A 13617-nucleotide genomic window follows, 5' to 3' on the forward strand; every position below is an offset into this window, starting at 1 on the left:
CTGGCCCACAACATCAGCCGCCTGCTGGCCGCAAAGCGGCTTTCGCGCGTCTACTGGCTGGTCGCCCCCGAAGGCGTCTTTGCAGCCCCGGGAAATCAATTCCCGGCAACCCTCTGAGAGCGTTGCCGGGAAGCGTCGTCCGCGGGGCGCGCGCAATGCTCGCGCTAGCCTGCCGCCATGGCGCATCCCCGCGTCGTCTCCCACGGCGCCGCCGTGCGGCGCCCCCGCCACGGCGCGTGAGCGCCCCGCCGCCGATCGTCGTCGTCTCGGGCCTGCCGCGTGCGGGCACCTCGCTGCTCATGCAGATGCTCGCGGCCGGCGGCCTCCCGCTGCTCGCCGACGACGGACGCGCCCCCGACGAGTCCAATCCGAAGGGGTACCTCGAGTGGCAGGGCGCGAAGCACCTGCCGCAGGATCCCGGCGCGATCCGCGCCGCGCGCGGGCGCGCGGTCAAGGTGATCGCGGCGCTCTTGCCCTCGCTGCCGGAGAGCGAGCGCTACCGCGTGCTCTTCGCCGAGCGCGATGCGCGCGAGATCGACGCCTCGCAGCGCGCGATGCTCGCGCGGCAAGCGGCGGCGCGCGGCACGCCGCCGCTTGCCGGAGACGAGCTCGATCCCGCCGCCCTCGAGGCCCACGTCGAGCGGATCCGCGCCTGGCTCGCCGAGCCCGCCCGGCGCGATCGCTTCCCCGTGCTCCGCGTCCGGCACGGCGACGTCCTCCGAAGCCCGCGCGAGGCCGCGGCCCGCATCGCCGAATTCCTGGCACCGACGGGCGTCCGCCTCGATCCGGCGTCGATGGCGGCAGCCGTGGATCCGGTCCTGTACCGAGCTCGTGTCACGACCCGCGGGATGCCCAGCGGTGCCGGGGTCCGATGAGCCCGAGCGCAGCGGATCCCCTGGTCGTACCTCCCGCCAGCGGGCCGCGACGACCCGGCAACCCGCGGCGCCACCCCTCCGCCGGCGAGCGACCGCGTCCCCGTGGTGTCAGGCGCGCGCGAAGTACTCGGCCGGACCGAGGCAGCGCTCGAGCCACGCGCCGCCGGCGACGTCGGCCAGCGTCATCCAGCGGGGATCGTCGACCAGGCGCGTGACCTGGCTCCGGTGGCAGACGAGGGCGTCGCGTTTCGACTGCAGATGCCGGCCGAGCTCGACGGCAATGTCCAGGTCACGCGCGAGCCGCCGCGCGCGCCGTGCTCGCACCATCGCCCGCCAGCGCGAGCGGACGCCGTGGACCTCGGGCTGCACGAAGGGCCAGACGTTCCAGAACCAGATCGGGTACTCGAGCACCTCCGTGCGCTGGGCTCCGATCTCGCGAGCGCGCAGGCCGGCCTCCCGGGCGGCGAGGTGATCGGCGACGCTCTCGCCGCGGAACGGCACCAGGATCCTCTCGATGCGGTGCTCGGCGATCAGGCTGGCGAGCGTGCGCGCGGCCTCGTCGACGTGCGCCGCGAGGGAGCCGTCTGCGTGGCCGAGCAGGTGGACGCAGGGAGGCTCCACGCCCAGACGCTGGCAGGCGGCGAGGAACTCGGCAGCGCGGCGCTCGCGCAGCTCCGCGGGCGGCATCAGGCGTGGATGCGAGCGGCTACCGTCCGTACACGCGACGGCGATGACCGGCGCGCCTGCGGCACGAATGCGTGCGATGGTTCCGCCGCAACCGAGCGTTTCGTCATCTGGATGCGGGGCAACCACCAGCGTCGGCCGCGCCAGGGCAGCGTCCTCCAGCTTTCGGCACTGTCGCGCGAGCATCCGGTCGAAGCGCGCGATCGCACGACGCTGTCGCGCAACGCAGGCCGGCGCTCCGCGTCCGCGGCCGTCGCGGAGGTCGGCGTCGTGATCCGCGAGGGGGCGGTCGGCGGAGGGGTCCGGTCGCCGGGGAGACAAGGGCATGATGGGCCTTCTGCGGGTTCGATGGGACGAGGCCGGGGCTCTGCGCATCGGTATCGGCTGCGGGCTCAACGCGAGGAGCAGGTCCCCTCCGGCTCCATGACCCCATCGGAGCCCGGCTCGCGGCGGGAGAGGATCGCGAGCAAACGCTCGGTCGAGGCCTCCCAGGAATGGGCCGTCGCCGTGCGCCTGGCTCCCTCCGAGAGCTCCTGCCAGGTTTCGGCCGGCATACCGGCGAAGCGAAGGATCTCGTCTGCAAAGGCCGGGGCCGAAGCGGGCAGGAGAGCCCCGTTGCTGCCGTCGATCAGGTCCGGCGCGGCCCCGGCGCGGGTGGCGAGGACGGGCGTCCGGCACGCCATCGCTTCGAGGATGGGTAGCCCGAACCCCTCCTTCTCGGAGGTGAAGAGCCAGGCATCACAGGAGGCGTAGATCCTCGGAATCTCCTCTTGTGGCGGGGCCTGGCGATACCCGACCCAGGCGGGCAGGGGCAATTCCGCTGCCGGCGGGATGGCGCCGAAGGCCAGCGCCCGCAGACCGGGAAGCCGTTCGCGGGCCAGGCGGATCGCCTCGATGGCCAGCACGATGTTCTTGACCTTCTTGGTGGTGTAGAGGAAGCCGACCGTGAAGTCCGCGTTGCGTCTTCGCTGCGGGGCATCGAACTGCTCGAGATCGACGGCATTCGACACCACCTCGATGTCCGTTGCTCCGTGATGGGTCGCGATCGCATGGCGGATGTAGTTCGAAACGGCGATCTTTCGCAGGGGCAGCTGGTAGGTGGCAACGACCCGCTCGACGGGAAGATGCGGGAAGACCTCGTATCCCTGCAAGAGATAGAACTTCCGTCCCTTGACGGCGGGAAGTTCCGCCACCCATTCCGCGGTCTGCCACCAGGTGGCCACGACGACATCGGCATCGGGCACGTCCCCGGCGGTCACCGGGCGGCGGCGCTCCAGGATGCGGTGGCGAGGCCCGAGGAAATCGAGCAGGGGCGTGGCTCTCACTTCTGGCTTCCGCGGCCGCCCGAGGATCGCCTTGATCGTGGACTTCCAGCCCGGTTCCGCCTTCACGGGCTGGGAGACGACGGTCAGCTCGTGGCCGCGCTCGTGCAGGACCCGGGCGTAGGTCGCGACCACCCGGATCCCGCCGTCCAGGGAAGCAATCGGAAGGACGAAGGTGATCCTCATTCTCGAGCAGCCTCGCCACGCAGTCCCGTAGCGGGCAGACGGCGCATCTCCCGCCCCTCGGCCGGCCGGGGGCTCGCGCCTCGCAAGGGTTGTCGCGGGGCATGGAGATCGGTCGCGGGGTGCCGGCCCGAGATCGTTCCCGCACGATGTCGGCCCGTCGAATGCGTCATCTACGTCCTGCTGGCGATGAACCGGTCGACACGCGCGCAGATGCGGTCGATGCGCTCGGCCAGGTCATCGAGCACGGCAGGGTCGGCGATCAGCGGCGGCGCGACGGCCATGAAGGTGGCGCCGCGGTCGTCGGGGCGGATCAGGATGCGTGCCTCGCGGATGTACTGGAGCAGCAGGCCCCCGCGCAGCGCGGCGGTCTGCGCCTCGTCGAGGTCGCGGCCGCTGTCGCGGTCGGCCATCAGCTCGACGGCGTAGAAGTAGCCCTGGCCGCGGATCTCACGCACGCAACGGTGGCGCGCCGCGACGTCCTCGAGTCGCGCACGCAGGGAGGCCTCGTTCGCGAGCACGTTCGCGAAGACCTTCTCCTCGTCGAGCGCGCGCAGATTCGCGACCGCGACCGCCGTCGCGACCGGATGCCCGCCGAAGGTCGAGCCGTGTACGAACGAGCCGCCCGGTGAGTCCCAGATCGTCTCGATCACGGGCCGGCGCGCCACCACGCCCGCGAGCGGCTGGTAGGCGGAGGTCACGCCCTTCGCGAAGGTGATCAGGTCGGGGACCACGCCCACGCGTTCGCTGCCGAACCAGTGCCCGAGGCGGCCGAAGGCGTTGATCACCTCGTCGGCGCAGAGCAGCACGCCGTAGGCGTCGCACAGGCGCCGCAGCTCCTGCCAGTAGCCGGGTGGCGCCACCAGCGCGCCGCGCCCGTTCTGCACCGGCTCCGCGATCAGCAGCGAGACCGTCTCCGGCCCCTCGCGCAGGATCGCCTCCTCGATCGCGCGCACGCAGGGCAGATCGCGGGCGGGCGCGCCGAGCGCGCCCGGCGGTGCGTCCAGCGTGTTGGGCACGTGCACGACACCGTTCCAGAGCATGGGCGCGAAGGGCTCGCGCATCGCCGGGATCCCGGTCACCGCGAGCGCACCCAGCGTGGTGCCGTGATACGACCAGGTGCGTGCGATCACCTTCGTGCGCGACGATTCGCCGCGCGCCAGGTGGTAGTTGCGCGCGAGCTTGAGCGCGGACTCGACGGCCTCCGAGCCGGAGTTCACGAAGAAGACGTGGTCGAGGTCGCCCGGCGCGACGGCGGCGATCCGGCGCGCGGCCTCGATCGCGGGCGGATGCGCGGAGCCCCAGTTCGTCGCGAACGCGAGCCGCCGCATCTGCTCGGCGGCAGCCTCTGCCAGGTCCGCGCGGCCGTGTCCGAGGTTCACGCAGAACAGCCCCGACAGGCCGTCGAGCCACCGCTCGCCATCGGAATCCCAGACGTAGCAGCCGGCGCCGCGCTCCAGCACCGGCAGGTCGTCGGCGCGCCAGACGGCGCTGCGCGTGAAGTGCGGAACCAGGTGGCGGCGGGCCTCGTCTCGGATCGGCATGGGGCGACAGGGTACGCGACCGGCGCCGGGGCCGGAACGTACCCCGGGCGCGTCGCGATCGGGCCCTCCGCGCCGGCGGCGGCCCGGGCGGGGCCCCGGGGACGGCGGTGATCCGGCGGCCCCCCCACGACCACGCCCTCAGCCTCCGCCTCGATCTTCCGATGAGGGACGCGGAGGGCCGGCGGAGGCGGAGATCCTGGGCCGGGTCGGGGTCGGCTCGCTGCTGGTGCTCGCGGCGGCGGCCTGCGAGTGGCTCGCCTTCTTCCCGCCGGGCGTCTGGCGGGCGCGCTTTGCATCACGAGCCGCTGGCTGAGCGACACGGAGGGACCCGGCGTGGATGGAGCCGTCAAGGGCAGCGCGATCTCGAGCGTCGTGGAGGACGTGCAGCGGCTGGTCGCGGAGGGGCGTCTGACCCCGGAGACCGTCGAGGCGGCGCTCGACAAGGAGGACCTCGCGCTCCTCGATCCCGCGACCAAGATCCTCCCCTCGCTGTGGTACCCGCTCGCGAGCTACGGCCGCCTCACGGAGCTGCTGCTCCGCCACGAGGGCAACGGCGAGCTCGAGTACCTCGTCGAGCGCGGCCGGCGCGCGGCCGAGCGGCTCCGGGCGGCGGGACTCTACGCGCAGCTCTCCGCCAACCGCGCGCGCTGGGGCGAGCGGGTCGGCGAGGTGATGATCCTGCTCGGGCCCCAGATCTACCGCGACACCGCCTGGCAGATCCGCTTCACCGACTTCCGCTTCGTGATCGAGGTCGACGTGCCGGCCTCGTTCCCCGACGTCTGCCGCTACCAGACCCAGGGCTTCATCGAGCACGCCGCCTCGCACGCCCGCGGCGACGCCGTCCGCGTCGCCAGCGAGCGCGCGTTCCCGACCCGCGTCCTCTTCCGCGGCGAGCCTGGCTAGGGTCCGGGGAGACCCGACGCCGCCCGCGTCCTGACCCCCTGTGATCGGGCGCTACCCTCGCAGCCGATGGCGGCCCGGATCTTCATCGACGGCTCGGTCGGCACCACCGGCCTGCGCATCCGCGAGCTCCTCGAGGCGCGCCCGGACCTCGCCGTGTCGGTGCTCTCCGAGGACGCGCGCAAGGATCCGACCGCACGCCGCGCCGCGCTGCGCGCGGCCGACGTCGCGATCCTGTGCCTGCCCGACGATGCCGCCCGCGAGGCCGCCGCCTGGGCAGAGGACGTTCCGACGCGCCTGATCGACGCGAGCACCGCCCACCGCGTGGCCGACGGCTGGGTCTACGGCCTGCCCGAGCTCGCGCCCGGCCAGCGCGAGGCGATCGCCGCTGCCAAGCGCGTGGCGAACCCGGGATGCTGGCCAACGGGCTTCCTGCTCCTGGTGCGCCCGCTGGTGGCCGCCGGCCTGATCGCACCCGACACGCCGCTCACCGTGCACGGCCTCTCCGGCTACAGCGGAGGCGGCCGTCCCTTGATCGAGAAGTGGGAGGATCCCGCGCGCGGCCTGCTCTCGCTGGTGTACGAGGCGCCCTACTCGCTGGCCGCGCGCCACAAGCACGTCCCCGAGATGGTGCGCTGGAGCGGGCTCGCGACCGAGCCGCTCTTCGTGCCCGCGGTCGGCCCGTTCCGCTGCGGCATGCGCGTCGAGCTGCCGCTCCCCGCGCCGCTCCTGCGCCGCGGCGCCGACGGCAAGGCGGTCTGGGAGACCCTGCACGCGCGCTACGAAGGCGAACCGCACGTCCGCGTGCTCCCGCTCGCCGACGCCGCGTCGCTCGACGAGCGCAGCTTCGACCCCCAGGCCTGCAACGGCAGCGACCGGGTGGACCTGCACGTGGTGCCGCACGCCTCGGGCCACGTCGTCGCGATCGCGATCCTCGACAACCTCGGCAAGGGCGCAGCGGGCGCGGCGGTGCAGAACCTCGACCTCCTGCTCGGCGCACGCTGACGGGCGGGGACAGTCCCGGCGATTCGGCGATTCTAACCCCCGATCCATGGAAGCCGGGATGACCAGAATCGCCGAATCGCCGGGACTGTCCCCGGGCTTTCGCCGCGTGGGGGTTCTCGATCTCGGGAGCACGTCGTTCCACCTGCTGGTGGCCGATGCCGCGGCGGACGGCACGATCGAGCGCGTGTTGCGCGAGCGCGTGATGCTGCGGCTCGGCGCGCTGATCGGCGAGCGCGGCGGGCGCATCCCGGAGGAGGTGTGCGTCCGCGCGGTCGAGGCGGCACGACGGCTCGCCGGGACGGCGCGCCGCGCAGGGGCGGATCTGCTGCTGCCGATCGCGACCGCCGCGATCCGCGAGGCGAAGAACGGCCCCGAGATCGCCGGGCGCATCGGCGCCGTGACCGGCGTTCCGGCGCGCGTCCTGAGCGGCATCGAGGAGGCGCGCCTCACCTTCGCGGCGTTCCGGCACCGGCTCGCGGTGGGCTCGCGGGTGGCGCTGGGCCTCGACCTCGGCGGCGGCAGCCTCCAGCTCATCACCGGGGACGACCGTACCCTGCGCTGGGAGACGAGCCTCCCGCTCGGCACCACGCGCCTGCACGCCGAGCTGGTCCGGAGCGACCCGATGACCCGCGACGAGCGCCGCGCGATCCGCGCTCGCGTGCGCGAGCGCCTCGCCGACTACCGCGAGGCGATCGAGCGCTGGATGCCGCAGCCCGCAATCGCTGCCGGCGGCTCGCTGCGCGCGCTCGCGCGGATCGCGATCGCCGAGGACGGCCGCGATCCCGAGGCGGCGCTGCGCGGCTGCTTCCTCGACGCCGAGCGGATCACGGCGCTCACCCGCCGCCTCGCGCGCTCGAGCCAGGAGGAGCGCCTGCGCATGCCCGGCATGGGTCGCCGGCGCGCCGATCTGGTCCCGACCGGCGCGCTGGTCCTCGACACCCTCGTCGCGTCCCTGCGCCTGCGCGGGCTCACCGTGTCGGACTGGGGCCTGCGCGAGGGCGTGATCCTCGAGACGCTCGAGGGGCGCTGAGCGCGCCCGGCGCCTGCCCCGCCGCGTCGAGCGGCGCCGATCGCGTTCATTCCGCCAACGCGAACGCCACCAGCGTGTCGCCGGGCTCCGACCAGCCGTGGCCGCCGGCGGCGACCACCACGAACTGGCGTCCGGCGCGGCGCAGGCGGTAGGTCGCGGGGGTCGCGTTCGCGGTGTAGGGCAGGCGCGCGCGCCAGAGCTCGCGGCCGCTCTCGGCGTCGAAGGCGCGCAGGAACTTGTCGGTGGTGGCACCGATGAAGACGAGGCCGCCCGCGGTCGCGATCGACCCGCCGAGGTTCGGTGCGCCGAGCGGCAGCCAGAGCGGGAACGGCGCCTGGTCGCGGGTGGTGCCGAGCGTGCTCTCCCAGAGCAGCCGGCCGCTCTTCAGGTCGACGGCCTGGAGGACCCCCCACGGAGGGGGATTGCAGGGCGCACCGAGGGGGCCGAGGAGCGGGCCCACGCGCAGGCCGTAGGGCGTGCCGCGCATCGGCGCGAGCATCTCGGGATACGCGACGGCGGCGGGATCGAGCTCGTCGAAGGCAGCGCGCGGCACGAGCTGCACCACCGACGGGACGCGCATCGAGTTCACGAACAGGACGCCGCGCTCGGGATCGATCGAGACGCCGCCCCAGTTCGGGCCGCCGGCGTTGCCCGGGAACTGGATCGTGGGCTCGAGCCCGGGCGGGGTGAAGATCCCCTCCGAGCGCATGCCGGCGATGAGCTCGCGGCACCGGCTGCGATCCCAGGGCGTGAAGCCCCAGGCGTCGTCGGGGGTGAGCGTCGCGGGGTGGAGCGGGGCGGGATGGGTCGGGAAGGGCTGGGTCGGCGCGAGCACGTCGCCCGCGACGCCGCCCTGCGGTACCGGCCGCTCCTCGACCGGATAGAGCGGCACGCCCGTCTCGCGGTCGAGCAGGAACAGGTGACCCATCTTGGTGATCTGCGCGACGCCCGGGCGCCCGCCGCCCACGCCGTCGATGCGGAACAGGGTCGGCTGCGCGGGAACGTCGTAGTCCCAGTGGTCGTGGTGCACGGTCTGGTAGTGCCAGCGCAGGGCGCCGGTGGCCGCGTCGAGCGCCACCACCGAGCTCGAGTAGCGGTCGAGACCGCGGCGCTCGCCCCCGTAGTAGTCGGGGGCTGCGTTGCCGGTCGGGACGAAGACGAGCCCACGCCCGGGGTCCGCCGACATCGCGGACCACACGTTCGGGGTGCCCGCGGCCCAGCGCTCGCCGGCGCCGCGCGGCCAGCCGGGCGGCACGGGATCCCAGGCCCAGCGCAGGGCGCCCGTGCGCGCGTCGAAGGCGCGCACCACGCCGGCCGGCGCGTCGGTGCGCTGGTTGTCCGCCACCAGCGCGCCCACCACCACGACGTCGCCCACCGCGAGCGGCGGCGAGGTCACGTAGTACTCCCAGGGCTCGGCCTCGATGCCCTCGCGCAGCGCCACGCGCCCGTTTGCGCCGAAGTCGGCGCAGGGCCGGCCGGTCGCCGCGTCGAGCGCGACGAGCTCCGAGTCGATCGTGCCCGTGAAGATCCGGCGGGCGCAGGTGCGGCCGGCCGCGGCCGGCGCCGGGTCCACCCAGTGCGCGACACCACGACACACGAGAGGATAGGGCCCCTGCAGGCGCTGGAGCCGGAGCTCCGGGTCGAAGCTCCAGCGCTCGGTACCCGTCTCCGGATCGAGCGTGATCACGCGGTTGAAGCCGGTGCAGAAGGTGAGCCCGTCCTCGGTCACGACCGGCGTCGCGTTGAACGAGCTGCGCGTGCGCTCGCCGCGGCCGTCCGACACGTCTCCGTGGCGATAGGTCCAGGCCACCTCGAGGCGCCCGACGTTGTCGCGGTCGATCTGGTCGAGGGGCGACCAGCGGAGCCCGCCGGGGTCACCGCCCCAGGCGGGCCAGTCCGCCGTCGGGCCCGAGGCGTCGAGCGGCGGCAGCTCGCCGCCGCAGGCCGGGAGCAGGGCCGCGAGGAGCGCCAGCGCGCGCAGCGCCCTCGACCGCGGGGGCGGGGCCCTTCGGGAAGGTCTCTTCGAAGGACGCCGCCCGGGACGGCGGCAGGCGGGGCCCATCCCTCAGCGGCCTCGCGGGCTCGCGGCCGGCCGTGCCCGAGGGCTCACGCCGGGGTGCCGCGGCGGCTCACGCGATCGCCCCGGCCTCGCGCAGCTTCGCGAGCTCGCCGGCGGCGAAGCCCCAGTCGGCGAGCGCCGCGTCGGTGTTCTCGCCGGGCTGCGCGCCGAGCCGCTCGATGCGCCCCGGGGTACGGCTGAAGCGCGGCGCCGGGCCGGGCTGGCGCGCACCCTCCACCTCGACGAAGGTGCCGCGCGCCCGGAGATGCGGATGCTCGGGCGCCTCGGCGAGCGAGAGCACCGGCGCGAAGCACACGTCGCTGCCCTCCAGGATCGCGCACCACTCGTCGCGGGTCTTCGTCTTGAAGAGCGCAGCGAAGCGCTCCTTGAGCTTCGGCCAGCCGCTGCGGTCCATCTGCTGCGGGAGATCCTCGCCGGCGAGCCCCGTCTTCTCGAGCAGCTCGCGGTAGAACTGGGGCTCGATCGAGCCGATCGAGACGTAGCGGCCGTCCTTCGTCTCGTAGCAGTCGTAGAAGTGCGCGCCGCCGTCGAGCATGTTGGCCATGCGCTCGTCCCGCCACCAGCCGGAGGCGTGCGCACCGTAGATGATCGCCATCAGCGTGGCGGCGCCGTCGACCATCGCGGCATCCACCACCTGGCCCTTCCCGGAGCGCGCGCGCTCGACCAGCGCGCACGCGATCCCGTAGGCGAGCAGCAGCCCGCCGCCGCCGAAGTCGCCGACCAGGTTGAGGGGCGGCGGCGGCGGCGAGTCGGGCCGCCCGATCGCGTGCAGCGCGCCGGTCAGCGCGATGTAGTTGAGGTCGTGGCCGGCGGCCTTCGCGAGCGGACCCTCCTGGCCCCAGCCGGTCATCCTGCCGTAGACCAGGCGCGGGTTGCGGGCGAGGCAGACGTCGGGGCCGAGGCCGAGGCGCTCCATCACGCCAGGCCGGAAGCCCTCGAGGAGCGCGTCCGCCTTCTCCACGAGCCGCAGCACGACCTCGACGCCGGCCGGCTTCTTCAGGTCCACGGCCACGCTGCGCCGGCCGCGCGCCAGGAAGTCGAGGTTGGGGCCGGGGCGGCGCGGCAGGCGGGTGGACTCGACGCGATCGACGCGCAGCACCTCGGCGCCGAGGTCGGCGAGCATCATGCCACAGAAGGGGCCGGGGCCGATCCCGGCGATCTCGACGACCCGGATTCCTGCGAGCGGTCCCGCCACCTGCTGCCCTCCTGGAGCTGCGCTCTGCGAATCGAGGCGGCACGGTAGCCCAACGCGCACCTTGGAGCGCGGCGCGCCGTAGCCGGCTACGCCCCGCCAGCGCCCGCGCGCGCCACGGCGTCGAGCGACGCCCGCCCCTTCGCGAGCGTCTCCGCCCACTCCGCCGCCGGCTCGGAGTCGAGAACGATCCCGCCGCCCACGTGGATCCAGGCCCGGCCCGGCCGCAGCAGCAGCGTCCGGATCACCACCGCGAGCTCCGCCCCCCCGCGCGCGTCGAGCCAGCCGAGCGCGCCCGAGTAGACGCCGCGGCGGACCGGCTCGAGGCGCGCGAGCCGCTCGATCGCGGCAAGCTTCGGAGCGCCGGTCATGGAGCCGGGCGGGAAGGCCGCGCACACCGCGTCGACCGCGTCGAGCCCCGGGCGCAGGCGGCCGCACACGGTCGACACCATCTGCCACACCGTCGCGTAGGGCTCGAGAGCGAAGAGCTCGGGGACCTCGACGCTCCCGGGCATGCACACCCGCCCGAGGTCGTTGCGCACGAGGTCCACGATCATGACGTTCTCGGCGCGCTCCTTTCCGGAGCCGGCGAGCGCGGCGCGCAGCGCGGCGTCGGCGGCGGGCGTGGCGCCACGCGGCCGGGTGCCCTTGATCGGGCGGCTCTCGAGCGCGCCGTCGGGGCCGAGGCGCAGGAAGCGCTCGGGCGAGCTGCCGGCGACGGCCGCGCCCTCGCCGGCCAGGAAGGCGGCAAAGGGCGCGGGATTCCTCCGGCGCAGATCCAGGTATACGTCCCAGGGATCGACGTCGGCACGGGCGAGCAGCCGGTGGGTCAGGTTGGCCTGGTACAGGTCGCCGGCAAGGATCTGCTCGCGGATGCTCTGCACCGCCTTGGTGTAGGATGCCTCGTCGAACCAGGCGCCGAGCGTGAGCCCGCTCGCGGGATCGACGAGCCGGACCGGCTCCGGCCCCTGCTCGGGGGCGACGCCGCGCGGCCAGGGGCTCGCATCGGGCGCCTCGAAGGGATCAGGCTCGCGGCGCGCGACGCGCGCGGCGAGCCGCTCCGCGGCGCGCTCCGCCGCGGCCAGCGCGGCGGCCGGGTCGGCGCCGAAGCCGAGAGCGGTCGCGTAGAGGCGCCCGCTCGCGAGATCGCGGGCGAGCAAGCGGTCCGCGAGCGCGAGCCGCAGCTCGGGAAGCCCGAGGTCGTCGAGCCCCGGGAACGCGAGCCGCTCGAGCCGCGCCGAGAGCTCGTAGCCGAGCCAGCCGACGAGGCCGCCGGCGAAGGGCACGCCGGTGTCGGCCGCGTCGGCGCGCGGTGCCCGCGGCAGCCAGGCACGCAGCTCCGCGATCGGGTCTCCGCGCCAGCGCAGCCGCGCCGGCGGCCAGCGGCCCGCGAGCGTGCGCGCCGCGTCGAGCTCGAGCCGGTCGCCCTGGCTGCGCAGCACGAACGCGGGATCGCAGCCGGCGAACGACCAGCGCTCGGCACCGGCCGCACCGCCCGTGGGTCCCGGGGGCATCGCGTTCTCGAGCAGCCAGAAGCCGCGCTTGCGGCGCAGCGCGTCGAGCAGGTCGTCCCAGCGCGGCGGGCCGGGGATCTCGCGCACCGCGATCCGGGCGGGGGGCGTCATGATCCGCGCGCGAGGCTAGAGCAGATCTCCCGAATGCTCCCGTCGCCTCACGGGTCCTCGGCCCGGCTCGGTCTGCCGCTCCGAGGTGCGCTCCAGCGAGCGCGAACGCCGGACGTGCGCGTGTATACTGCGCCCGCCGCGCCCCGCGCTCCTGGGAGATCCGATGCCCTTCCCGCCCGCCCGCTCCGTCCAGCTCCCGCCGCTCCGGCTCCCGGACGGCACGAGCGAGCCCGGCATCCGATTGTCCGTCCACGAGGCGGGAAGCGGGCCCGCGATCGTCTTCTCGCACGGCTTCCCGGAGCTCGGCTGGTCGTGGCGACACCAGGTGGAGGCCGTCGCCGCAGCCGGCTTCCGCGCGATCGCGCCGGACCAGCGCGGCTACGGCGCGAGCGAGAAGCCCGAGGCGATCACGGCCTACGACATCCACCACCTGGGCGGCGACCTGGTGGGCCTACTCGACGCGCTCGGGATCGAACGGGCCGTCTTCGTCGGCCACGACTGGGGCGGCTTCGTGGTCTGGGCGATGCCGGCGCTGCATCCCGATCGGGTGGCGGGCGTGGTCGGCGTGAACACGCCCCTCACGCCCCGGCCGCCGGTCGCGCCGACGGCGCTGATGCGCGCGATGGTCGGCGGGCACGACGAGAAGCTCTACATCCTGTGGTTCCAGGAGCCCGGCGTCGCCGAAGCCGCGCTCGACCGCGATGCCGCGCTGGTGTTCGAGAAGCTCCTGCGCAGCGGCGTGCCGATGCAGGAGCTCGCGGCGCGCATGGCCGGGAAGGACATGGACATGAACCCCTTCCGGCGCCTGGCCGAGCTCGAGCCGCTCGGCGAGCCGATCGGAACGCCCGAGGAGCGCGCGCACTACGTCGAGACCTTCCGGCGCACGGGCTTCCGCGGCGGCATCAACTGGTACCGCAACTTCGACCGCAACTGGGAGAGCGCGCCGGCCGTCGGCGCCACCCGGATCGCGCAGCCCTGCCTCATGGTGACGGCCGAGTGGGATCCCGTCCTGCGCCCCGAGATGGCCGCGGGCATGGATGCCTGGTGCGCGGACCTCGAGACCGTGATGATCCCGCGCTGCGGGCACTGGACCCAGCAGGAGAAGCCGGCGGAGCTGAACCGCATCCTCCTCGACTGGCTGCGGCGGAAGATCGGATAGCAGCGCTCGCGAGGGACG

The 13617-nt window shown here is 74.4% G+C and carries 11 protein-coding genes; 5 read left to right on the forward strand and 6 right to left on the reverse strand.

Features of this window, described 5'->3' with window-relative positions:
* Positions 1 to 236 precede the first annotated feature (236 nt).
* Positions 237 to 875, forward strand: a complete 639-nt coding sequence (locus OZ948_17395; protein ID MEB2346503.1) for a sulfotransferase family protein — start codon at positions 237 to 239, stop codon at positions 873 to 875.
* 108 nt (positions 876 to 983) lie between these two features.
* Here OZ948_17395 and OZ948_17400 read toward each other — a convergent pair whose 3' ends face one another.
* The 3 genes from OZ948_17400 to OZ948_17410 form a co-directional block, all read right to left on the reverse strand.
* On the reverse strand, positions 984 to 1745 hold the full coding sequence (locus tag OZ948_17400) for a PIG-L family deacetylase (protein MEB2346504.1): 762 nt from the start codon (positions 1743 to 1745) through the stop codon (positions 984 to 986).
* A 206-nt stretch (positions 1746 to 1951) separates the two neighbouring features.
* Positions 1952 to 3067 (reverse strand): glycosyltransferase family 4 protein, encoded by a 1116-nt coding sequence (locus tag OZ948_17405; protein MEB2346505.1) that lies wholly within the window; start codon positions 3065 to 3067, stop codon positions 1952 to 1954.
* Between the two features lie 170 nt (positions 3068 to 3237).
* Positions 3238 to 4608 (reverse strand): aminotransferase class III-fold pyridoxal phosphate-dependent enzyme, encoded by a 1371-nt coding sequence (locus tag OZ948_17410; protein ID MEB2346506.1) that lies wholly within the window; start codon positions 4606 to 4608, stop codon positions 3238 to 3240.
* 333 nt (positions 4609 to 4941) lie between these two features.
* Between OZ948_17410 and OZ948_17415 the strand changes: the two genes are divergently transcribed.
* The 3 genes from OZ948_17415 (at position 4942) to OZ948_17425 (ending at position 7543) form a co-directional block, all read left to right on the forward strand.
* Entirely contained in the window at positions 4942 to 5511 is a 570-nt protein-coding gene (locus OZ948_17415; protein MEB2346507.1) for a hypothetical protein, read from the forward strand.
* A 66-nt stretch (positions 5512 to 5577) separates the two neighbouring features.
* A complete protein-coding gene (gene argC / locus OZ948_17420; GenBank protein MEB2346508.1) occupies positions 5578 to 6513 on the forward strand; it encodes an N-acetyl-gamma-glutamyl-phosphate reductase in 936 nt (311 codons plus the stop codon).
* A 106-nt stretch (positions 6514 to 6619) separates the two neighbouring features.
* A complete protein-coding gene (locus tag OZ948_17425) occupies positions 6620 to 7543 on the forward strand; it encodes a hypothetical protein (protein ID MEB2346509.1) in 924 nt (307 codons plus the stop codon).
* Between the two features lie 46 nt (positions 7544 to 7589).
* Here OZ948_17425 and OZ948_17430 read toward each other — a convergent pair whose 3' ends face one another.
* From OZ948_17430 to pabB, 3 genes are all read right to left on the reverse strand, one after another.
* Complete coding sequence (locus OZ948_17430) at positions 7590 to 9605, reverse strand: pyrroloquinoline quinone-dependent dehydrogenase (GenBank protein MEB2346510.1); 2016 nt, start codon at positions 9603 to 9605, stop codon at positions 7590 to 7592.
* 67 nt (positions 9606 to 9672) lie between these two features.
* The gene (locus OZ948_17435) at positions 9673 to 10818 is read right to left on the reverse strand and encodes a CaiB/BaiF CoA-transferase family protein (protein ID MEB2346511.1); all 1146 of its coding nucleotides are present in this window, start codon (positions 10816 to 10818) and stop codon (positions 9673 to 9675) included.
* An 86-nt stretch (positions 10819 to 10904) separates the two neighbouring features.
* Complete coding sequence (gene pabB / locus OZ948_17440) at positions 10905 to 12440, reverse strand: aminodeoxychorismate synthase component I (protein ID MEB2346512.1); 1536 nt, start codon at positions 12438 to 12440, stop codon at positions 10905 to 10907.
* A gap of 163 nt (positions 12441 to 12603) precedes the next feature.
* Between pabB and OZ948_17445 the strand changes: the two genes are divergently transcribed.
* The gene (locus OZ948_17445; GenBank protein MEB2346513.1) at positions 12604 to 13599 is read left to right on the forward strand and encodes an alpha/beta hydrolase; all 996 of its coding nucleotides are present in this window, start codon (positions 12604 to 12606) and stop codon (positions 13597 to 13599) included.
* Positions 13600 to 13617: the final 18 nt, after the last annotated feature.

The sequence above is a fragment of the Deltaproteobacteria bacterium genome (assembly GCA_035063765.1).
Lineage (GTDB): Bacteria > Myxococcota_A > UBA9160 > UBA9160 > PR03 > CAADGG01.